Origin of the sequence: Halorientalis litorea (assembly GCF_023028225.1) — an archaeon.
Lineage (GTDB): Archaea > Halobacteriota > Halobacteria > Halobacteriales > Haloarculaceae > Halorientalis > Halorientalis litorea.
On sequence record NZ_CP095482.1, the window covers coordinates 2506088 to 2527844 of the forward strand.

Consider the following 21757-nt stretch of genomic DNA (forward strand, 5'->3'; position numbering starts at 1 on the left):
CGTTTTTGCCCGTCCCGACTGTAGTGAGGCCCGTCATGGTCGCACTCGATTCCGAAGACGACGCCATCGCTCGCGGCGAATCGGCACCGGACTTCGAACTCCCCGCCGCCAGCGATGAGTCTTACTCCCTCGCGGACTTCGCCGACAGGGACGCTCTCTTGGTCGTGTTTACCTGCAACCACTGCCCGTACGCCAAGGCCAAGTTCGACGAACTCAACCACATCGCCGAGACGTACGACGACGTAGCCGTCGTGGGTATCAACCCGAACGACGCGGAAGAGTACCCCGACGACTCGTTCGAGCGCATGCAGGAACTCGTCGCCGATGGCACCATCGAGTACGACGCCTATCTCCGGGACGAGTCACAGGCCGTCGCCGAGGCTTACGGAGCCGTCTGCACGCCCGACCCGTTCCTGTTCGAAAACGCGGACGGCGAGTTCGAACTCGTCTATCACGGCCGGCTGGACGACGCGACGAATCCCGACGAGGAACCGACCGAGATGGAGATGCGGGACATCATCGACCGACTGCTCGCCGGGGAGGAGATAGACGACGAGTTCCGGCCGAGCCGTGGCTGCTCGATAAAGTGGCGAGACTGACGAACAGACTGCCGGACGGAACTACTTCAGCCGTTCCTGCAGGAAGGAGGGGTGGGCGGCGGCGACGCCGTCGAGCGAGACGATTTCGTCGTTGATGACGTCGCCCAGCGCGTCCCCGTCGGACGCGTGGACCTCCGCCATCAGCGTGTGGTCACCGCTCGACGTGTACAGTGCCTCTATCTCGTCGATACCCTTGAGCGTGCGTGTCACCTCGACGTACCGTTCGCTCTCCACGTCGATACCGACGATGGCGATGGATTTCGAGGAGAGTTTCTTCGGGTCCACGTCGGCGGAGTACCCGACGATGACGCCCTCGTCCTCCAGCCGTTGGATGTACTTTCGGACCGTCGGCTTCGACACGTTTGCCCGGTCTGCTATCTCTGCGTAGGAGGCCTGCGCGTCCTCTTCGAGGACAGAGAGGATGCGTTCCTCCGTTGACTCGGCGGCCATGCACACTACTTTTGGGTCCGTGAAAAAATATCTTCCGAACCCGAAAACAGTCGTCACGAACCGAGTACCAGCATTGGGCCGGTGACGGGTGTACCGCTCAGACGCCCGGAACCGGCGATTAGCGGTGGTGATGGAGCAAGTCGGCCGACCGCTCCCACTCGGCGTCCTCGTCGAAGTACCGCTCGGCCAGCGGTTCCTCCGGCATCTCGCCGACCGCCCGTTTCTCCGCGCCGTAGGACGGCCGGTCGCCGTCGACGTAGAACCGCCCCGTCAGGACCTCCCCCTCGTGCAGTTTGCTCTCCGCCTCGAACATCATGTCGGCGGCTTCCCGACGGTCCGTCACGTCGAAGTCGTAGTCCTCGGAGTCCTGTACGTCGACGTACGGGACGTACTCCTTGGCGTCCTTGTTCCACGTGGGACACTGCGTGAGGAAGTCGATGTGGGCGAACCCGTCGTGTTCGATGGCTTCGGCGAGAATCTCGCGGGCCTGATTGGGGTTGACGGCGGCCGTCCGGGCGACGTAGGAAGACCCCGAGGTCAGCGACAGCGACAGCGGACGAACCGGGTCTTTGGCACTCCCGTGGGGTTGGGTCTTCGACTTGTGGCCCTTCGGACTGGTGGGCGAAGTCTGACCCTTGGTCAGCCCGAATATCTCGTTGTTGAACACGATGTAGGTGATGTCGTGGTTCTCGCGGGCGGTGTGCATGAAGTGGTTGCCGCCGATACCGTAGCCGTCGCCGTCACCGCCCGCAGCGATGACTTCGAGGCCGGGATTGGCGAGTTTCGCCGCCCGCGCCACCGGGAGCGACCGCCCGTGAATCGAGTGGAAGCCGTAACTCTCGAAGTACGAGGAGAGTTTGCCGGAACAGCCGATGCCGGTCACCAACAGCGTCTCGTCGGGCGTCCGGCCCACGTCGGGCATGGCCTGTTTCAGTGCCTTCAGGACGCCGAAGTCGCCACACCCCGGACACCACGTCGCCTGTGGCTCGATGCCGGGCGTGAACTCTTCTTGGTCTATCTCTCGGTCGTCGTCGATTGCACTGAATACACTCATTGTCAGTCACCTGCCGCGGGCACGAACTTCATGCTCTCGTGGGGGAGCGTGCTCTCCCCGTCGATGCTCGTCTCGAACCCCTCGACCACTTCCCGTGGCTCGAAGGGTTCGCCGTTGTACTTGAGGAGGCTGGCCAGTCTCGGGCCGAACCGCCCGAGTTCCTTCTGGGTGAGGCCACGGAACTGCGCCGTCGCGTTCATCTCGACCACCAGACACTCCTCGACGCTCTCGACGAACTCGGTCACTTCCGCCTCGGGGTACGGCATCAGGTCGCTGACGCCGAGTGCCTTCACCGAGTGGCCCGCCTCCCGGAGGCGGTCCACCGCCTCGAAGACGGTCCCCTGCTGGCTCCCCCACGTCATGATGCCGTACTCGGCGTCGGCGGGGCCGTGGGTCGTCTGGTGGCTGTGGTCGCGTTCGTCGAGTTCCGACCGGATGGTGTCGAGTTTCCCGAGCCGTCGGTTCACCTGTGCGACGCGGTTCGTGGGACTCTCGCTGATGTGTCCCTCCGGACTGTGTTCGTTCCCCGTCGCGAGGAACCGCCCTCCTTGCTGGCCGGGGATGGACCGCGGACTGACGCCGTTCTCGGGGTCGTGTCGGAACCGCTGGAACTTCCCCGATGAGTGGTGGGCGGCCTCGGCGATTTCGTCCTCGGTGAGCGTCGCTCCCAAGTCGGGGTTCGGTTCCCGGTCGAAGAAGGCTTCGTCGACGTTCCGGAGTTCGCCCTGTATCTTCTGGTCGTAGACGACGACGACCGGAATCTGGTAGTTGTAGGCCACCTGGAAGGCAGTCCGCGTCTGCTCGTAGGACTCCCGGATGTTGGCCGGCGCGAACACGACGCGCGTCGAGTCGCCTTGACTCGTGTAGAGGACGTGTTCGAGGTCGGACTGTTCGGGTTTGGTCGGCATCCCCGTCGACGGCCCGGCACGCATCGCTTCGACGAGGACGAGCGGTGTCTCGGTCATCTCCGCGAGTCCCAGCGGCTCGGACATCAGCGCGAACCCGCCTCCCGAGGACCCGGACATCGCCTTTACACCGGCGTGCGAGGCTCCGAGCGCGAGCGCGGCAGCGGCGATTTCGTCCTCGACTTGCTCGGAGACGCCGCCGACTGCCGGGAGGTGCTGTGACATGATGGTGAACACGTCGGTCCACGGGGTCATCGGGTACCCGGAGATGAACCGGCAGCCCTCGTCCATCGCACCGTAAGCGATGGCGTTGGACCCGGACATGAGGACCTGTTGCTCGTCGTGGTCGCCCGTCGGCGCGCGCCAGTCGTGGGTAAACTCGTAGTCGGCTTTCACCGACTCGTAGGCGGTTTCGAGGATTTCGAGGTTCGCCTCCAGTATCTCCCCGGACATGGCGTCCTCCATGAGGCTCTCGATGTGGTCGAGGTCCATGTCGAGCAGTGCGGCCGTCGCCCCGACGCCGGCGGTGTTGCGCATCACCTCGCGGCCGTGTTCTCGCGCCAATCCACGCAAGTCCAGCGGGTAGACGTGCCAGTCGTTCTCCTCGGCGCGCGCTTCGAGGTCGACGCCCGCCGCCGCCAGTGTCTCCTCGTCGAGGAGGCCCTCGTCGTAGACGATGATGCCGCCCTCGTTGAGCTCGTCGAGGTTCTCGGCCAGCGGTTTCACCTCCTCGTTGCCGTAAATCGTGTCGTGGTCTGCCTGCGGGTTTCGGGCGAAACTGTCGCCCAGTGCCAGCAGGAAATTGAAGCCGTTGCCACGCGAGCGTACGGGGGCATCGTCTGCCCGAACTTCGACGTACGTGTGTCCACCACGGATTCGGGACGGGTAGTGCCGATGCGTGAACACGCACAACCCGGCCCGCATCAACGCCTTGGCGAAGTTCTGGCTCGTCGAGTCGATTCCGTCCCCGGAACCGCCTGCGATTCGCCACATGAGTTCCCTGTCTGTCATGGTAAATCATCGGCCGGAAACGGCCGCCGTATTGGAGAAACTACCCGCCGAGACAAAAGAGTTTGCTACGTGTTCACATACATTAATGATGAGCATTGCGACGGACGATCGTGCCCCGGGACAGTCGGAAGATTTCACCGCGGCGTCACGCGGTTGTGGTCGCTCGGTGGTCCGAACCCTCGCAACGCATAAAAGGACGGAGGCCGAGTCTCAGGCGAGGCGAATGTCCCTATCGGAACTCATCGCTGGTGTCGAGGAACACGAGAAGACGCTTACTGTGTTCAACGCGGAGGAGGACGCGGTTCTCTCCGAACTACGCGAGCGTTTCGCCGACCGGAACGTCACCGTCACGAGCGAGTCCACGCCGAGCGGAAAGCCCGGTGAGTTCGTCACGCTCAGCGAGAACGGTGAGGTACTGACGGCCACGTCGTTGAGCGACCTCGAGCAGATGCTGGCGGAGACGGACGCGGCAATGGGCCTCTCTGACAGCCCGTACCGTCCGATTCTGGACCACATGGACGATACGATGTTCACGTCGTGGAGCATCGAGCAAATGGTCCAGGCGTCCCGTGAAATCGAGGACCGGGCGTGGCGGGTCGGTGAGGGGACGGTCCACGCCGGCTTCCAGTACCTCTCGACGCTCCGGGGCGAACTCCCTGTCTACGAACGACTGGCGTCGAAGGACCTCGACATCCACGCGTACGGCGCGCCCGACGAGGACCCGCCGGAGAACGAGGGCCTCACGCTCCACATCGAGCGGGCGAGCGAGATAGAGGAGTCGTGGTTCGTGGTCTTCGACGGCGGTGAGTCCGCCGCCGGGCGCGGCGACACCGCGAACGCGACGGACAACAAGTGCGCCCTGCTGGCGGAAGAACGCGAGCCGCGGCAGTTCTACGGCTTCTGGACGTACGACCCGGATACGGTCGACTGGATTCTCGACTACCTCGAATCGACCTACGGGGCCGTCGAACAGTGACCGACCGGGCGACGTGACTGCGACCGGCCGGGTATCGGCACGAAAGGGGGCATCGGACGGGAGCGTGTCGGCCCTCCGCCGTTCACCGGACTGCCGACGCTACGGACGGCTCTTGTTGTCTACCACTGCCCGTAGACGAGGTTGCGCTGTATCTCGTTGGCACCCTCGTAGATGACGGGGATGCGCACGTCCCGGTAGACGCGGGCGATGCGGTTCTCGGTCAGCACCGACCGGCCGCCGTGGAGTTGCATCCCGCGCTCGGCACACATCGTCGCCGTCTCGGTGGATTTGACTTTCGCCATCGCGGCCCACAGTCCCGCGTTGTCGTGGTCTGTAACCTTCTTCGCCGCCCGCCAGTTCAGTGCGCGCGCGCTCTCGAACTCGGTCCGCATGTCAGCGAGCGTGTGTTGGACCTTCTGGAATTCGCTCACGTCCCGGCCGAACGCCGTCCGTCCGTGGACGAACTCGTGTGCCTCCTCGATGGCCGCCGTCGCGAGGCCGAGGCCGTGCCCGCCGACGACGACGCGCCCGTGGTTGAAGAAGTCGGCGAGCATGTAGAACCCCGCGCCCTCCGTCCCGATGAGGTTCTCCTCGGAGACGCGCGCGTCGTTCAGTTCGATGTGTGCCTGCTTCGAGGCGCGAAAGCCCATCTTCTCGGGGATGTGTTCGGCGTCGTAGCCGTCGGTGTCGGTGGGGACGGCGAACAGCGAGTAGTTGCCGTAGCGGTTGTCCTCGTCGTCGTCCGTTTTCGCGTAGAGTGTCACCCAGTCCGCCTCCACGCCGTTGCCGACCCAGTACTTCTCGCCGTTCAGGACGTACTCGTCGCCGTCCTTCTCGGCGGTGGTCTGCATCCCCGCGAGATCACTCCCCGTCTCGGGTTCGGACACCGCGAGGCCGGTTATCTGCTCGTTCTCCGCGACGGGCCGGAGGAGCCGTTCCTTCTGCTCCTCGGACCCGTATTCGTCCGTGATTTCCGCACCGAAACTCGCCAACTGGAGCGTCAGCGCGATACCGGCGTCGGCACGATAGAACTCTTCAGCCATCGCCAGTATCTCCGTCAGCGAGAGGCCGCGGCCGCCGTACTCCTCGGAGATGTCCTGTGCGACGAGGCCGGCGTCCATCCCCGCCTCCAGTATCTCCCACGGGTACTCGCCGGATTCGTAGTAGTCCGCCGCCGCCGGCTCGATGTGCTCCGCCGCGAACTCCCGGGCCTCCTGTTTGACGTCGCGGGCACCCTCCGGCACCACGTCTTCCGTTAGCAGTTCCATGACCGGAAGTTAACAAGGGCTGCACAAACAAAAACAGACTGGAACATTGTAAATTGTAAACTAAGTTCGAGTTTCTTCCGTCGCCCGTGCGGGTGCCCAGCGTACCGGGACGCGTCGCTGTCGACACTCCTATCACGGAGTCGAACGCCGACTCCGGTAATGACGGACACAGGTCCGCTCGACGGGACGGTCTGTATCGTGACTGGTGGCGGCCGCGGTCTGGGCGAGGCGACGGCCGAGCACCTGGCTAGTGAGGGCGCGACGGTCGTCGTGAACGACCTCGGGACCTCGTTGCAGGGCGACGGCGCGAGCGAGGAACCCGCAGCCGAGACCGTGGCGGCGATTCGCGACGCTGGTGGGACTGCCATGGCGCATTTCGGGGACGTGACCGAACTCGACTACACTGAGGAGCTGATCGCCGATACGGTGGCCGAGTACGGCCGTGTCGACGCCGCCGTCAACTTCGCTGGCGTCCTGCGGGACGCCTACCTGACGGAGATGACCGGTGACGACTGGGACACGGTAATCGACGTGCACCTGCGGGGCCACTTCGCCCTGCTCCGGAACCTCGCGCGCCACTGGGACGAGACGGCCGACGATGCCGACCGCGAGCGTGCGTTCGTCGGCGTCACCAGCCCCTCGGCACTGGGTAACGCCGGGCAGGCCAACTACTCGGCCGCCAAGGCCGGCGTGCTGGGGCTGATACGCACCGCCTCCGCGGAGTTGCCCCGTTTCGACGCCCGCGCGAACGCGCTCTTGCCCATCGCCTACACCCGGATGATCGAGGACATGCCTCACCAGCCCTTCGGCGAGGACGACTTCCCGCCGGAGAAGGTCGCGCCCGTCGTCGGCTACCTCGTCAGCGAGGCCGCCGAGGGCGTCAACGGCAAGACCGTCCGCGCACAGGGCGACATGGTGTCGCTGGTGGCCGACCCGGAAGACGAGAACTCGATGGTCGATTCCGAGGGCTGGACCGTCGAGAAACTGAGCGAGCGGTTCGACGAACTGCTGGGTTGACACCCCGACGGTTCGCGTTCCACTGTCGGCTCCCGTATCCTATCGCCCTCCCGTTACGTTAGTAGAACAACCACTTCCCGGACCACGGTCGGTCGACTCGGGCGGTGTGTGGCGATTCCGGTCGGAGTCCGAAGCCGAAGTGCTCTCTGCTCTAGAATAATGGATACCAGAGTGAATAAACCAGACATGGATAAATAGGGGATATGGTACAGGGCGTCGCGGCGGGACCGTGGTCGATAGTTCCCGCGTTACTCGCGATCAGTCTGGCCTGGTACACGCGGGACGCACTGATTGGACTGTTCACGGGGATCGTCGCCGCGGGCGTGATTCTGGGCGCGCTCCACCCGCAGGCGGTCGGGGTGCCGTCCGATCTGGTGACGGTCGGCGGCGACCTCGGAACGATGAGTCCCCAAGACGACGGCGATCCGTGGACCATCGGCGTCGGCGGTGTCGTGCTCGGGGCGTTGTTCGGGTTGAAGCTCGTCCCCGAGATCATGGCCACCGCGCCGATGTTCGGCGCGTGGTACGTCGAGAACGTGTTGCTCGCCATCTTCGCCATCGGCGGGATGATCGGCTTGATGATTCGCGCGGGCGCGATTCAGGGCGTCCTCGAGGTGCTGACGTCGCGGGTCGAATCCGCGGCCGACGCCGAGAAGGCGGCGTTCCTGGCGGGCATCGCCATCCACATAGACGACTACTTCAATTGCCTCGTGGTCGGGTCGATGATGCGCCCGCTCACCGACGCCTACGACGTTTCGCGGGCGAAACTCGCGTACTACGTCGATTCGGCCGGGTCCCCGGCCGCCAGACTGGCCTTCTACTCGACGTGGGGCGCGGCGATGGTCGGATTCATCGGCGGCGGGCTCACCGAGGCACACAAGCAGGGCCTGCTTCCGAGCCGGATGGCCGATTTCGTCAGCACCGGGGGCGAGAGCGTCAGTGCCGCGACGGGGGCCGTCTGGCCGTTGTTCTTCAACACACTGTTCACCGGGTTCTACTCGTGGGTCGCCTTGGGCATCGCGGCTCTGGTTGCTTGGCAGTTAGTTCCCAACATCGGGCCGATGAAACGCGAGGAGGAGCGCGCTCGGGCTGGTGACGGCGTCCTCGGTCCCGACGCCGACCCAATGATCTCCGAAGAGATGGACGAGTACGAGATGTACGAGGGGGCGACGCCGGACTGGCGGAACTTCGCCATCCCGCTCCTGACGATGGTGGTCGTCGGCCTCGGCGCGATGTTCTGGCGAAGCAGCCCTGTCGTCTTCGTCGAGGGGAGGGCGGGGGCGACGCTCTTCTCGCTGGGCGGCTGGCAACTCGTTGCCCCGCCCAGCGGGCCGTGGGCGTTCAACATCGGTGGCGTCCAACTCGGCGTCGCCTCGTTCACTGCTCTCGTGGTCGCGTTCGCACTGTACCGACTCCGCGGTGATGTTCCCTCGAACAAGGACGCCACGGACGCGCTACTCGTCGGGTTCAAGGGCATCCTCATGGCGGCCGTCATCCTGACGTTCGCGAGTTCCATCCAGCAGGCAGTCTCGTTGCTCGGGATTGCCTCGTTCGTCACCAACGTGTTCGGCGGGCTACCGGCCTGGATAATCCCAGTCAGCGTGTTCCTCGTGACGAGTTTCGTCAGCTTCGCCGACGGGTCCTCGTGGTCGACCTACGGAATCATGTTCCCCATCGCGGTCCCGCTGGCGTTCGCGACCGGCGCGAACCTCCCGCTGGTCCTCGGTGCCGTCTTCAGCGGTGGCATCTTCGGCGACCACACCTCACCGATCAGCGATACGACGGTGCTGGCGTCCTCGACCAGCGGGAGCGACCACATGGTCCACATCCGGACCCAGATCCCCTACGCGCTCGGCACGGCCGGCATCTCCGCCCTCCTATTCCTGCTCGGCGGATTCCTCCTGCCGGTGGGATTCCAGGTGATCCCGTACTGAGGGGTGGTGACGGACACCGAGCGCGCTCGGTGTGGGTCGAGCGAGCCGACTTCGACAGAACGAGGCTACCCGATCACTCGCTGTCGGGCGCGGCCTCTTCGGGCACCTGTCCTTCGACCAGTGACTCTTGGGCGTACTCCTCCCGGAGGTCCTTCTTCGAGAACTTCCCGGTCGCCGTCTTGGGCACCTCGTCGATTTCGATGAAGTCGTCGGGGAGCCACCACTTCGGATACTCCTCGCTAATCATCTCCCGGAGGTTCTGTTCGAGCGTGTCCACGTCGACCCCTTTCCCGGGGACGACGAACGCGACGGGTCGTTCCTGCCAACGCTCGTGGGGGACGCCGACGACGGCGGCCTCGGCCACGTCGTCGTGGGCCATGATTGCGTTCTCCAGTTCGACCGAGGAAATCCACTCCCCGCCCGACTTGATGACGTCTTTGGCCCGGTCGACGATCTGGATGTAGCCGTCCTCGTCGACGGTGACCACGTCACCGGTCTTGAGCCAGTTCCCCTCGAAGTCCGTCTCGTTCGCTTCGGGTCGCTTGAAGTACTCCTGTGTGACCCACGGGCCACGGACGTGGAGTTCGCCGAAGTCCTCGCCGTTCCACGGTACCTCGTTGCCGTCGTCGTCGATGACGCGGAACTCCAATCCGGGGACGACGAGGCCCTGCTTGGCCCGGCGTTCGAGTTGCTCCTCGTAGGTCAAATCCTCCGCGAGGCCGCCTTTGAGGTGGGCGACGCTCCCGATGGGACTCATCTCGGTCATCCCCCACGCGTGCGTGACGCTGACGCCGTGGTCGTCGAACCACTCTATCATGGCCTTCGGCGCGGCGGACCCGCCGATGATGACCGTGTCGAGCGTCGAGAGGTCCACGTCGTTACCGGCCTGCATGTACTCCTGGAGACCCAGCCACACCGTCGGGACGCCCGCCGTGATGGTGACGCCCTCGTCCTCGATGAGACCCGCGATGTCCTCGGGGTCCGGCGAGGGGCCGGGGTAGACGTGTTTCGCACCCGCCGCAGTGGTCGAGAACGGCATCCCCCACGCGTTGACGTGGAACATCGGGACGACGGGCATCACCACTTCGTCGTCCCCGATGCCGAGGCCCTGCGGGGTCATCGTCGCCATCGTGTGTGACCAGAGCATCTGCTGGGTGTACTCGACGCCCTTGGGCTTGCCCGTCGTCCCCGACGTGTAACACATCCCGGCGGGCCGCTCTTCGTCCAGTACCGGCCAGTCGTACCCGGTGTCGTGGCCGTCGATGAACGACTCGTAGTCGACAGCGTTCATGCCGAGGTCGGGCGTCTCCGACCCCATGACGACGATTTGCTCGACGCTCTCGAACGCTTCGGGGTCGTGTGCCGCCGCCAACTTCTCGGCCAGCGACGGGTCGACGAAGATGATACGGTCCTCGGCGTTCTGGACGATGAACTGGATGTGTTCGTCCGGCAGGAGCGGGTTGATAGTGTGGAGTTGCCGCCCAGTCGTCGGGATGGCGAAGTACGTCTCGAAGTGACGGTGGTGGTTCCAACAGAACGTGGCGACGCGCTCGCCGTCACCGATACCCACCTCGTCCATCGCGTGTGCGAGCTGTGCGGTCCGGTCGGCGTACTCGCTGTACGTGTACCGCTCGATACCTTCGTGGGTACGAGAGACAATCTCGGTATCGGGGTACAGTTTCTCGGCACGCCACAGGAACGGTCGCAGAGTCTGGTCTGTCCCTCCAGGCATAGGCTACACCTCGTGTGCATCGCTAATGATTGTTCCCCCGAAATAATGACACATCTGTGATGCGTTCGTCCCCGGCGGCCGCTCACTCGGTCCGGCAACTGACCGCGACGCCCTCCCCCAACGGCAGGAGCGTCGTCTCGAAGGCGGGGTCGTCACCGACGCGGCGTACGTAGTCTGCCACCCCGCGCGTGTGCCGGTTCGCGTCGGCTACGTCGTCACCGGCCACGAGTCGTCGGAGCGCGTCGAAATCGACGACACCGGCAGTCATCGCGTTGTCCGCGACGACGACGCCACCGACCGGTACCTTCGCCCGAACCGCCTCGAAGGCCTCGCGATAGCGGTGTTTCTCGTTGTCCACGAGTACCACGTCGAAGGGACCCTCGTAGTCTTCGACCGTCTCGATTGCGTCCCCGAGTTCGTAGCGTGCGATGGACTCGAACCCGCCGCGAGCCATGTACTCGCGGGCCGCGTCGAGTTCCCCGGCGTCGACTTCCGTCAGCACGACCTCGCCGTCCGCCGGGAGCGCGCGGGCGAACCAGTACGCCGAGTAGCCGAACCCGGAGCCGAACTCGAAGACCCGCCGGGCGTCCACGAGGCGGGCGAGCATCTGCAACCACCCACCGACGGCCGGGCCGACCGTCGGGAACCCCTCGTCGTCGGCCCGCTCGTCCATCTCCGCGATGACCGAGTCCGGTTCGGGACCGAGTGCCCGGGCGAACGACGCGATGGCGTCGGGGAGTGTGCCGTCCATGCGGTGCGGTACGTCGCGGTGGCTGAAAAGTCCACGCGACGCCGAACCCGAGTCCGAGGCGGTCGCGTACGTCGTGGCGACGACGCTCGGCCGGTTCCCGACGACGAGGGACAGCACGGGGCGAGAGGCCCGGCGAGGGTAACGGCGGCGACGACGAACAGCACGGACCACAGCGGTCGCTTCACTACCGTCCGCCCTCCTCACCGCGTCGAGACGGTGGCGAGAGTTACCGTGCCCGGTGGCACCGTGGCCCTCACAGACACGACCCCCGCGCGGCTTATCCCCCTCCAAACCGTTCTTCGAACAATGACTGACCAACTATACCACCGCCTTCTCGTCGTCCAGTTGCTCGCGCTCGCGGCCACGCTCGCTGGTGACGCGACGGGGCTGACCGTCCTCGCTGCCGCCGGTGCGGGGGTCCTCTTCCTGTCTCTCGCTGCCCTCTTCGTCTCGATGACGACGGCACTCGTCTCCGGCGTCGGGTCGTGGGGAACTGGACGGCCACACATCGCCGACGCTCCCCGCGTCGAGTGAGCGCGAGCGTCACGCGCCGCCAGACGCGGCTCCCGTGTCGTGCTGAGAGCGACGTCCACGAGCCCCTCGGGGCGTCCCGCTTAGTGGGGTTTATCAGTCTCGCCGACTGGATTCGAACCCATGGTAGACCGGTTGGTGGTTGGCTGTGGACAGGTCGGCCACTTGCTGGTCGAGGACCTCGCGGACCGGCCGGGCGAACTGCTGGTCCTCGAAGAGAACGAGCGACACGTCACCCGACTCCGTGAGGCGGGCATCAGCGCGAAGCAGGCCGACCTGACCGACCCCGAGACGCTCCGTGCAGAGGGTGGAGCTGCGACGACTGTCCTCGTTGCCGGGGGGCAACCTGCCCGGAACCGTGCCCGCGTGACGGCCGTCAGGACGGCGTTCCCGGACGCGCTCGTGGTCGCCTACGCCGGAACGGACCCGACGGAGGATGACCTCTCCCACTTCCGGAGGGCGGCCGACGAGGTGGTCGACCCGACGCGGACGACGGCCGAGTTCGTCGTCCAGCGGGCGGGCGACGACGGCCACAACCTCCGGCAACTGCGCGCGGCGTTCCGCTCCGTTTCGGACCCGCTCGCTATCGTCACGCACGACAACCCCGACCCCGACGCCATCGCCAGTGCCGTCGCGCTCCGGCGCGTCGCAACCGCGCTCGGCGTCGACGCTGAAGTCTGTTACTACGGCGAGATAACCCACCAAGAGAACCGCGCGTTCGTCAACCTGTTGGGGTTCGACCTCACGCAAATCGACGGCGACACCGACCTCTCCGAGTACGGTGGGTTCGCCCTCGTCGACCACTCCCGGCCGGGCGTCAACGACCAGTTGCCTGCGGAGACGCCCGTCGACATCGTCATCGACCACCATCCACCCCGGGCACCCGTCGACGCTGGGTTCGTCGACCTGCGGAGCGACGTCGGCGCGACGAGTACGCTCCTCGTGCAGTACCTGCAGGCGTTCGGTCTCGAAATCGACGAGACGGTGGCAACGGGTCTCCTCTTCGGTATCCGCGTGGATACCGACGACTTCACGCGTGAGGTATCGACGGCAGACTTCGAGGCCGCCGCGACGCTCGCTCCCCACGCCGACTTCGGGACGCTCGAACGCATCGAGTCACCGAGTGCCAGCGACGACACCTTCGACACCATCGCCAGCGCGATTGCCAACCGCCAGCGACGCGGGTCCGTCGTGACTAGCTCCGTCGGCGACCTATCCGACCGAGACTCGTTGGCACAGGCCGCAGAACGACTGCTGGAACTAGACGGGGTAGCCGTCACTGTCGTCTACGGACTGAAAGACGGCGTCATCTACATCTCCGGACGGGCCCGGGGGACGGACCTAGACCTCGGTGAGACGCTCCGGAACGCCTTCGACCAAATCGGGAGCGCGGGCGGGCACGCCGACATGGCCGGGGCGCAGATTCTCGTCACGGACACGACGCTCGACCCGACGACGGACCCGGACAGCGACCACGAGGAGGACGACGGCGACGAGATGGACACGTCGTTCGCCGCGGCCGACGTGGCCGGCGACTTGGAGGCGTTCATCACCGGCCGGTTCTACGAGGCACTCGACTCCCGCCCGCACCGCGAGACTGCGGGACTGTACGCCGGGCCGACCACCGACATCGACGATATCGTCCTGTAACCCACTTCGACAGCGGGCAGTTCCGTGACAGCGAAGACGTTTTGCTCGCGGACGGTGATGCCTCAGATGATGGACGACGAGGCGGAGAAACCACGAGTCAGGGACTACATGACACGCGACGTGGCGACGGTTTCCCCCGACGATACCGTCGCCGACGTGGCCCAACGAATCGCAGAGAGCGACGCACACAGCGGCTTCCCCGTCTGTGACGGCCGACACGTCGAGGGGTTCGTCAGTGCCCGGGACCTGTTGCTCGCCGAGGACCACGAACCGATTTTCAGGGTGATGACCAACGACCTACTCGTCGCCCACCCCGACATGAAACTGACCGACGCCAGTCGCGTCATCCTCCGGTCGGGCATCCAACGGCTCCCCGTCGTCGACGACGCGGGCAACCTCGTCGGCATCATCAGCAACGCCGACGTGATTCGGAGCCACATCGAACGTGCCACGCCCGGAAAGGTGGACAAACTCCTCCGGACGCTCGAAAACATCCACGGCATCGAGGCCCGACAGGAGCGACGCGACGTACCGCTGGCGAAGCTGACACCCACACAGAGCCGCGTCTACGCCGACGAACTGGAGGGGCGACGGTACGAACTCCAGCGGGGTCTGGCCGAACCGCTCGTCGTCATCGACAACGACGGCGAGTTCCTCCTCGCTGACGGCCACCACCGCGTCAAGGCCGCCCACAGTCTGGGCATCGACGAGATGGACGCCTACGTCATCGTCATCTCGGAACGCGTCGACCTCGGAATGGCCGAAACCGCCGAGAAAGAGAACCTGAACGACATCGGCGACATCGAAGAAGTCGACTACGCACACCATCCCCTCGTCGAGACGACGAAACGCCTGCAGAACTCCGACGAGGAACAGCCTCGATAGTGTACGATATCGATTATAGACAGAATGCGTACAAAATTCTCACAGACACGTCTCGGTCTGTTGCCATGGAATCACTGTCTCTCGTCCGTGCATAATACATTCTGTAGTGTGTGGTAGCTTCATACGCCCTCTCCGGATAGGAGAACTGGTTTCGTGTGAATACGACTGCCAGTCTGCCGAGGCGGCGCGGTCGCGTCGACGGTTTCGAGTGAAAATCGTAGAGAGTGAACCAGAGCGTCCAAAACAGCGTTTCACTACCTCCTCCGACGGTAGGCCCTAGTCGAAAGTCGTGGCGTGCCCACCGCCAGAAATTCAAATAGCAAATCAAACACAAGAGCTGAAAAGTCACAAAAATGGTATTTACTCCGGAGACTTCTGTCACGCTGTCACCCTCGCGGCGACTCCGGGCAGAGCGGTCGGGTGTCAGTAAAGCTAAGTGGCCGACGGTTGGAGTGAGAGGCATGGCAGAGGATGCTAGCAGCGACGCGACAGAGCGGCGTCTCCAAACCGGGTGGCAGGGCCGGTACTACGAGGATTTCGAGGTCGGAGACGTGTACAAACATCCGTTCGGGCGGACGGTCACCGAGACGGACAACGTCTGGATGACCAACGTGACGATGAACCTGAACCCGATGCACTTCAACGAGGCGTACGCGGCCGAGACGGAGTTCGGAGAACGTCTCGTCGACGGTACCTTCGTGTTCGCACTGGCCGTCGGGATGAGCGTCATCGACGTCTCCATCAACGCCACGGCGAACCTCGGGTACGACGAGGTACGCCACCACGCGCCGGTGTTCCACGGCGACACCATCTTCGCAGAGAGCGAAGTGCTGTCGAAACGCGAGAGTGAGTCCCGCGACCACGTCGGTATGGTCACGACAGAACTGCGCGCGTACAATCAGGAGGGGACGAAGGTGCTCTCGCTGAAGCGCACGCCGATGGTTCTCAAGCGGGAGTACGCCGAACCGACCGCCGAACAGCCGCCGGGATGGCCCGCGGGCGTCGGTACGACCGAGGCGGAGTTGAGTGCGGATGAGTAGCGAGTCCGACGGCCCACGCGTCCCGGAGGGCATCCCGGAACTGACCGCCGAGGAGGCCGCGGCGACCATCGCCGACGACGCGGTGATGACTGTCAGTGGGTTCGGGAGCGTCGGCTACCCGAAGGAAGTCCCGCTCGCGCTGGCCGACAGCGGCCGTGACCTCGAACTGACGGTCATCAGCGGCGGGAGCGTGGGCGACGAAATCGACACCGCGATGGTCGAATCGGGGGCCATCGCCCGTCGGTTCCCGTACCAAGCTACGTCCATCGCGCGCGAGAAGGTCAACGACGGCACCATCGCCATGCACGACCGCCACATCAGCAGTCTCGGTGACGACGTCGTCTTCGAGCAGTTGGCGAGTCCCGACGTGGCCGTCGTCGAAGCCGTCGCCGTCGGCGAGGACTGGCTGATTCCGTCCACGTCAATCGGCCACACCCCCGCCTTCGTCGAGCAAGCCCCGGAACTCCTCGTCGAAGTCAACGAAACCCAACCCCGCAACCTCTCGCGCTTCCACGACGTGTACCGCCCGGCGATGCCGCCGAACCGCGAGCCGATTCCGATAACCGACCCCGGCGAGCGCGTCGGCGATGCGAAAGTCAGCTTCGACCCGGACACACTCCGGGGTGTCGTCCGCACCGACCGCCGTGACTCGACGTACTCGTTCCGCGACCCGACCGACGACGACACAGCCATCGCCGCGAACCTCCGGGACTTCCTCGAAGCCGAAATCGCGCGCAACCCCGTCTTCGCAGAGGCCGTCCGCCTCCAGTTCGGGGTCGGCAGTCTCGGCAACGCGCTGATGGGCGAACTCGGCGACGCGGAGTTCGGCGACCGAACCGTCTCGTACTTCGGCGAGGTCATTCAGGACGGCCTGCTCGATATGCTCGATGCCGGTGACCTCGACGTGGCGAGCGCGACGACGCTCGCGCTCTCGGCGGACGGACAGGACCGCCTGTTCGGGAACATCGAGGCCTACGAGGACGAGGTGGTTCTCCGTCCGGCCGATATCTCGAACTCCCCGGAACTCATCGCCCGGATGGGCGTGTTCGCGGTCAACAGCGCGCTCGAAGTCGACGTGTACGGGCACGTCAACTCGACGCACGTGAACGGCTCTCACCTCATCAACGGCCTCGGCGGGAGCGGCGACTTCAACCGGAGTTCGGCCGTCGCCACCGTTGCACTCCCCTCCACGGCCAGCGGCGGCGACATCTCCCGTATCGTTCCGATGGTGCCCCACGTCGACCACACCGAACACGACGTAGGCATCGTCATCACAGAGCAGGGTACCGCGGACCTGCGCGGGCTCTCGCCGCGGGAGCGCGCGCTCGAAGTCATCGACAACTGCGCCCACCCGGACTACCGCGCTGACCTCCGGGACTACTACGAACGCGCCCGCGAACAGGGCGGACACGTTCCTCACGACCTCGAAACGGCCTACGACTGGACCGGCTAACTCCGACCGTCCGACTCCGGGAGTGCCTCCAGCAGGCTTCCCGGCTCAGTTTTGCTCCGTGGTTCGTCCGCCAGCAACTCGTCCAGCGCGTCGGCCAGAGCCGCGGCCGTCCACCCGCCCGCCATCGTCGCCTGCCGGTCGAACTCGGGGTCGGTGACGGTGAAGACGGTGTCGCCGCCGATGGCGAAGGTCCAGCCGGTCACGTCCTCGGCGTGGTCAGAGAGCAGGACTGCCGGGAGCGGCGTGACCTTCTCCGGCCCCAACTGCTCGGTCGGGAGTCCCTCGACGATGTCCTCGGGCACGTTCGCCCGGAGCATCCGCGTGTCCGCGGCGGGCATCATCGCGTTGACGCGCACGCCGTACCGGTGCAGGTCGCGGGCCGCCGTGCGAGTCAGGCCCAGTACGCCCGCCTTCGCCGCGGAGTAATTGAGTTGGCTCGCGCTCCCCCGACCCGACGCCGAGGAGACGGCGACGAACGAGCGTTGGCCGTCCAACTCGTCCGCCTTCGACCGCTCGCGCCAGTGGTCCCCGAGGTGTTTGATGAGGTTGAAGTGGCCCGTCATGTGTACGTCGAGGACCGCCTTCCAGTCCTCCAAGGGCATGTTGAACGTCATGGCGTCGCGCAGGAACCCGGCGTAGTTGACCGCGCCGTCGATGCGGCCGTGTTCTGCGGCGGTGTCTGCGACCATCGACGCGACGTACGCCTCGTCGGTCACGTCGCCGAAACTCACCGTCGCCGTGCCGCCGTCGTCGCGGATGTCCTCGGCCACTGCTTCGACGGCACCCTCGTTCGAGCCTTCGCCGTGCGGGCGCGCACCCAAGTCGGCGACGACGACCGTCGCGCCGAGGTCCGCGAGGTGTTTCGCCGTCGCTTCCCCGAGACCGCTGGCCGCACCGGTAACGATGATTACCTTCCCGTCCATCATTGTCACTCCCCACCAAGACGGCCGACGGAATAAAACTACGTCGCGGTCCCCGCCTCACTCCGGTCGGAGCGCGGCGGTCAGGGTCGTAACGCTGTCCACGTCCCGGAGGCCGTCGAGCAGGTCGTAGGCCGCCCCGGGTGCCACGTCGGGGCCGTGTGCGACGCAGTCCTCGAACTTCGCCCGGAGTGCCTCGTCGGAGAGCGGGTTCGCCGGCGTCCCCGGTGGCCGCTCTTGGAAGCGCGTGTACCGCTCCCCGTCGGTCGTCTCGATTTCGACGCGCGCGCTGTACCCCTCGTCGGGGATGTCGGGGTCCACGGCGAACGTAACGCGCTCCCGAACCGCGTCCACCGTCGGGTCGGCGACGGCGTCGTCGGTGAACGCGTCCAGTCCGAGGCGGTCCCGGACGATGCCCGAGGCGACGGTGTACTCCATCGAGAACTTCCCTTCGAGGCCGGTGTCGGGGTCGCTGTAGTGGAGCGCGGTGTCGGCGGCTTTCGAGGCACCGACCGCCACGCGTTCCACGTCCCCGGGTGCGATGTCGTGGTCGGCCGCGAGGTGCTGTGCGGCGGCGACGCTGGAGTGGGTGAAGTAACAGCAGGGGTACTTCTTGACGCGGATGCCCTCGGTCACGAGCGTCCACGGGTCGCCCGGCGGGGTCACGTCCGTCGCCGGGCCACCCTCGCCCGCGTACAGGTCGAGGAAGCCGAGTTCGCCGTCGATGGCACCCTCGGCGGCGGTGAACCCCTCGGCGGCGAGACGGGCGGCGGTCACGCCCGCCCGCGAGGACAATCCCGGGTGCAGGGGCTTGGTCATCGTCCCGAAGTTCGCCTTCAGGCCGCTGGGCATCGACGCCGCCAGCTCGAAGGCGTGGCGCGCGGAGTCGGTGTCGAGGCCCAACAGCGAGGCGGCCGCCGCTGTCGCGCCGAAGACGCCCAGCGTCGGCGTCGAGTGCCACCCGCGCTCGTAGTGGGCCGGGAGGAGGTACCGACCGAGGTACGTCTCCGTCTCGAAGCCGACGGCGAATGCCGTCACGAGGGCACGGCCCGACGCCCCCGCGGACTCGCCGACGGCCAGTGCCGGTGCGACGAGCGTGACGCTCGGGTGCCACACCTCGCCGACCACGTCGTCGTAGTCCAGCGCGTGGCCCGCGGTGGCGTTGACGAGGGCGGCGGCGTCGGCGGGTGCGTCGCGGTCGGTCCCGAGGACACTCGCCTCGCCGCCGTGCGCGAACACGGCCCGCGTCTTCTCGGCTGCGGGTTCGGCCGTCCCCGGGAGCGTCACGCCGACCGTGTCGACGAACGCGCGCTCGACGGTGCGAACGCCCTCCTCGGGGACGTCTGCGTACTCCGTCTCCGCGACGAACTCGGCCAGTCGCTCCGCGACGTGGCCCGCCATCTCAGTACGACCGCGGCAGGCCCAGCACCTGCTCGCTGATGTAGTTGAGGACGAGTTGCTGAGTGATGGGGACCAGCCGCGTCAGCCGTGCCTCCCGGAAGTACCGTTCCACGTCGTACTCGGTGGCGACGCCGAACCCGCCGTGGGTCTGGACGGCGGCGTCGGCCGCCTCGAAGGCCGCTTCCGAAGCGAGGTACTTCGACATGTTCGCCAGCGCGCCGAGGTCCGTCGCCTCCGCCCCCTGTGCGGCGGCGTTGTAGGTCATCTGTTTGGCGGCTTGGACCTTCGCGAACGCCTCTGCGAGCGGGTGCTGGATGGCCTGATTCTTGCCGATTTGTCGCCCGAACACCTCCCGCTCGTTGGCGTACTGCACGCCGCGGTCCACGGCGAGGCGGCCCAGTCCGAGGCACTCGGCGGCGATGACCAGCCGTTCCTCGTTGAGGCCGTCGAGCACCTGATAGAACCCGTCGCCCTCGTCGCCGAGCAGGTGTTCCTCGGGGACGCGCATGTCCTCGAAGTAGACGGAGTAGGAGTGGACGAACTCGCTCGCGGACTTGTGTATCTGGTCGTAGTCGAGCGTCCCGGCCGAGACGGCCTCGTCGACGTCCACGAGGAACATCGAGATGCCCTTGGTCTTCTTGTCCACCTCCTCCTTGGGTGTCGTGCGCGCGACGACGATGGCGTAGTCGCTCACGTCCAGTCGCGAGGTCCAAATCTTCTGGCCGTTGATGACGTACTCGTCGCCGTCCTTCTCGGCGCGTGTCTCGATGGCCGTCGAGTCGGACCCGGCGTTCGGCTCGGTCAGGCAGAACGCTTGGAGGGACGTCTCGCCCGAGGCGAGTTCGGGGACCAACTCCTCTTTGAGGTCCTCGCTGCCGTGGTTGACCAGCGCGACGCTGTTGTAGATCCCGCCGTGGACGGCCTGTGCGGCGGCGAACCCGCCACCGCCCGCCGCTATCTCCTCCATCATCACGACTGTCTCGTTGGTGGACATTCCGGCCCCGCCGTACTCCTCGGGGAGGAGGATGCCCAGCCACCCCTGTTCGCCGAGGGTGTCGACGAACTCGTGGGGGTACTCACCCTTCTGTGACTGCTCGCGCCAGTACTCGCGGTCGAAGTCGTCGCAGATGTTCCGGATGCTCTTCTGGACGAGCCGCTGGTTCTCGGTCAACTCGACGAACTGGTCGTTCGCTGGACTCATTGGCCCGGCTTGGGTTCCCCCGAGCAAAAAGATAGCGGGTCTGGCCGCGGCCGCGTCGCTCGGCATCCGTTCGAGCAAGCGGAACGTTAAGTGGGTGGCGAACACACTCACGGGTATGAGCACCGAACCCAAACGAACCGTCGCCGCCGTCGAGACGACGTTCGACGTACTGGAGGCACTGAAAGAAGAAGACGGGATGCGGTTGACGGAATTGGCCGGGAAGTTGGACATGGCGAAAAGCACCGTCCATCGGTACCTCCAGACGCTCCTCGCAGACCGCTACGTCGTCAAGGAGGGCGACACCTATCGCGTGAGTCTCCGCTTTCTTGACTTGGGCGAACACGCACGCAACCGGGACGAGTGCTATCGGATGGCGAAGCAGAAAGTGGCCGAACTGGCCGAAGAGACCGACGAACGCGCCCAGTTCATCGTCGAGGAACACGGACAGGCCGTCTACGTCCACCGCAAGGCTGGGAGCCACGCGGTCCAGACCGACCCCGGCATCGGCAAACGTATCGACCTCCACGCCACCTCTGCCGGGAAAGCCATCATCTCCGAGTGGTCGGACGCGAAGATACGCGAGTTCGCCGACACGTGGGGCCTCCCCTCGCACACGGACGAGACCATCACGGACGTGGACGAACTCCTCGCCGCCGCCGAAGCGACCCGCGAGCGCGGGTACGCGGTCAACCGAGGCGAGAACATCGACGGCCTTCGCGCCATCGGCGTGGCAGTCTGTGGCCCTGATGGACAGCCAATCGGCGCGCTCAGCGTCTCCGGCCCGACGAACCGGATGAAGGGTGAGTGGTTCGAGCAGGACCTTCCCGACATGCTCCTCGGGTTCACCAACGAGATGGAACTGAACCTGCGCTACTCCTGACTCTGTTCTACATAATCGAACAACTGACCGTCCGAGAAACGTTAAAAAACGGCAAGAGAGTTGCGCTGGACCTGTTTCGGGACACATAGCGGTGCCGTG

The 21757-nt window shown here is 65.7% G+C and carries 19 protein-coding genes; 10 read left to right on the top strand and 9 right to left on the bottom strand.

Features of this window, described 5'->3' with window-relative positions:
• Nucleotides 1-35: 35 nt before the first annotated feature.
• On the top strand, nucleotides 36-599 hold the full coding sequence (locus MUG95_RS13420) for a thioredoxin family protein (RefSeq protein WP_247008623.1): 564 nt from the start codon (nucleotides 36-38) through the stop codon (nucleotides 597-599).
• Nucleotides 600-620: 21 nt separating this feature from the next.
• Here the strand turns inward: MUG95_RS13420 and lrpA1 are convergent, their stop codons facing one another.
• The 3 genes from lrpA1 to MUG95_RS13435 form a co-directional block, all read right to left on the bottom strand.
• A complete protein-coding gene (gene lrpA1 / locus MUG95_RS13425; protein WP_247008625.1) occupies nucleotides 621-1049 on the bottom strand; it encodes an HTH-type transcriptional regulator LrpA1 in 429 nt (142 codons plus the stop codon).
• A gap of 118 nt (nucleotides 1050-1167) precedes the next feature.
• Nucleotides 1168-2103: a thiamine pyrophosphate-dependent enzyme gene (locus MUG95_RS13430; RefSeq protein WP_247008627.1), complete on the bottom strand. Its 936-nt coding sequence runs from the start codon at nucleotides 2101-2103 to the stop codon at nucleotides 1168-1170.
• A 2-nt stretch (nucleotides 2104-2105) separates the two neighbouring features.
• On the bottom strand, nucleotides 2106-4019 hold the full coding sequence (locus tag MUG95_RS13435; RefSeq protein ID WP_247008629.1) for a 2-oxoacid:acceptor oxidoreductase subunit alpha: 1914 nt from the start codon (nucleotides 4017-4019) through the stop codon (nucleotides 2106-2108).
• Nucleotides 4020-4242: 223 nt separating this feature from the next.
• Between MUG95_RS13435 and MUG95_RS13440 the strand changes: the two genes are divergently transcribed.
• Nucleotides 4243-4995, top strand: coding sequence for a DICT sensory domain-containing protein (locus MUG95_RS13440; RefSeq protein WP_247008631.1), 753 nt, complete (start codon nucleotides 4243-4245; stop codon nucleotides 4993-4995).
• 119 nt (nucleotides 4996-5114) lie between these two features.
• Here the strand turns inward: MUG95_RS13440 and MUG95_RS13445 are convergent, their stop codons facing one another.
• A complete protein-coding gene (locus tag MUG95_RS13445; protein ID WP_247008633.1) occupies nucleotides 5115-6263 on the bottom strand; it encodes an acyl-CoA dehydrogenase family protein in 1149 nt (382 codons plus the stop codon).
• Between the two features lie 159 nt (nucleotides 6264-6422).
• Here MUG95_RS13445 and MUG95_RS13450 point away from each other — a divergent pair, with 159 nt between their 5' ends.
• Nucleotides 6423-7280, top strand: a complete 858-nt coding sequence (locus tag MUG95_RS13450) for an SDR family NAD(P)-dependent oxidoreductase (protein ID WP_247008635.1) — start codon at nucleotides 6423-6425, stop codon at nucleotides 7278-7280.
• 203 nt (nucleotides 7281-7483) lie between these two features.
• Complete coding sequence (locus MUG95_RS13455) at nucleotides 7484-9214, top strand: Na+/H+ antiporter NhaC family protein (RefSeq protein WP_247008637.1); 1731 nt, start codon at nucleotides 7484-7486, stop codon at nucleotides 9212-9214.
• 73 nt (nucleotides 9215-9287) lie between these two features.
• On the opposite strand, the gene MUG95_RS13460 is transcribed toward MUG95_RS13455, so the two are convergent.
• Nucleotides 9288-10946 carry a long-chain fatty acid--CoA ligase gene (locus MUG95_RS13460; RefSeq protein WP_247008639.1) on the bottom strand — a complete coding sequence of 553 codons (1659 nt, stop codon included), beginning with the start codon at nucleotides 10944-10946 and terminating at the stop codon, nucleotides 9288-9290.
• Nucleotides 10947-11028: 82 nt separating this feature from the next.
• Nucleotides 11029-11697 carry an O-methyltransferase gene (locus MUG95_RS13465; protein WP_247008641.1) on the bottom strand — a complete coding sequence of 223 codons (669 nt, stop codon included), beginning with the start codon at nucleotides 11695-11697 and terminating at the stop codon, nucleotides 11029-11031.
• Nucleotides 11698-12003: 306 nt separating this feature from the next.
• Here MUG95_RS13465 and MUG95_RS13470 point away from each other — a divergent pair, with 306 nt between their 5' ends.
• From MUG95_RS13470 to scpC, 5 genes are all read left to right on the top strand, one after another.
• Complete coding sequence (locus MUG95_RS13470) at nucleotides 12004-12231, top strand: hypothetical protein (protein WP_247008643.1); 228 nt, start codon at nucleotides 12004-12006, stop codon at nucleotides 12229-12231.
• Nucleotides 12232-12351: 120 nt separating this feature from the next.
• Nucleotides 12352-13878, top strand: coding sequence for a DHH family phosphoesterase (locus tag MUG95_RS13475; RefSeq protein ID WP_247008645.1), 1527 nt, complete (start codon nucleotides 12352-12354; stop codon nucleotides 13876-13878).
• Between the two features lie 69 nt (nucleotides 13879-13947).
• The gene (locus MUG95_RS13480; protein ID WP_247008647.1) at nucleotides 13948-14763 is read left to right on the top strand and encodes a CBS domain-containing protein; all 816 of its coding nucleotides are present in this window, start codon (nucleotides 13948-13950) and stop codon (nucleotides 14761-14763) included.
• A gap of 461 nt (nucleotides 14764-15224) precedes the next feature.
• Nucleotides 15225-15803, top strand: coding sequence for a MaoC family dehydratase (locus tag MUG95_RS13485; protein WP_247008649.1), 579 nt, complete (start codon nucleotides 15225-15227; stop codon nucleotides 15801-15803).
• Entirely contained in the window at nucleotides 15796-17256 is a 1461-nt protein-coding gene (gene scpC, locus MUG95_RS13490) for a succinyl-CoA:acetate CoA-transferase ScpC (RefSeq protein WP_247008651.1), read from the top strand. The genes MUG95_RS13485 and scpC overlap by 8 nt, the downstream gene beginning before the upstream one ends.
• Here scpC and MUG95_RS13495 read toward each other — a convergent pair.
• The 3 genes from MUG95_RS13495 to MUG95_RS13505 are packed head-to-tail and all read right to left on the bottom strand — an operon-like array spanning nucleotide 17253 to nucleotide 20778.
• Nucleotides 17253-18182 (bottom strand): SDR family NAD(P)-dependent oxidoreductase, encoded by a 930-nt coding sequence (locus MUG95_RS13495; protein ID WP_247008653.1) that lies wholly within the window; start codon nucleotides 18180-18182, stop codon nucleotides 17253-17255. The genes scpC and MUG95_RS13495 overlap by 4 nt on opposite strands.
• A 54-nt stretch (nucleotides 18183-18236) precedes the next feature.
• Nucleotides 18237-19577 carry an MmgE/PrpD family protein gene (locus MUG95_RS13500; RefSeq protein ID WP_247008654.1) on the bottom strand — a complete coding sequence of 447 codons (1341 nt, stop codon included), beginning with the start codon at nucleotides 19575-19577 and terminating at the stop codon, nucleotides 18237-18239.
• Nucleotide 19578: 1 nt separating this feature from the next.
• Entirely contained in the window at nucleotides 19579-20778 is a 1200-nt protein-coding gene (locus tag MUG95_RS13505; protein ID WP_247008656.1) for an acyl-CoA dehydrogenase family protein, read from the bottom strand.
• Between the two features lie 115 nt (nucleotides 20779-20893).
• Here MUG95_RS13505 and MUG95_RS13510 point away from each other — a divergent pair, with 115 nt between their 5' ends.
• Nucleotides 20894-21658, top strand: a complete 765-nt coding sequence (locus MUG95_RS13510; RefSeq protein WP_247008658.1) for an IclR family transcriptional regulator — start codon at nucleotides 20894-20896, stop codon at nucleotides 21656-21658.
• Nucleotides 21659-21757: the final 99 nt, after the last annotated feature.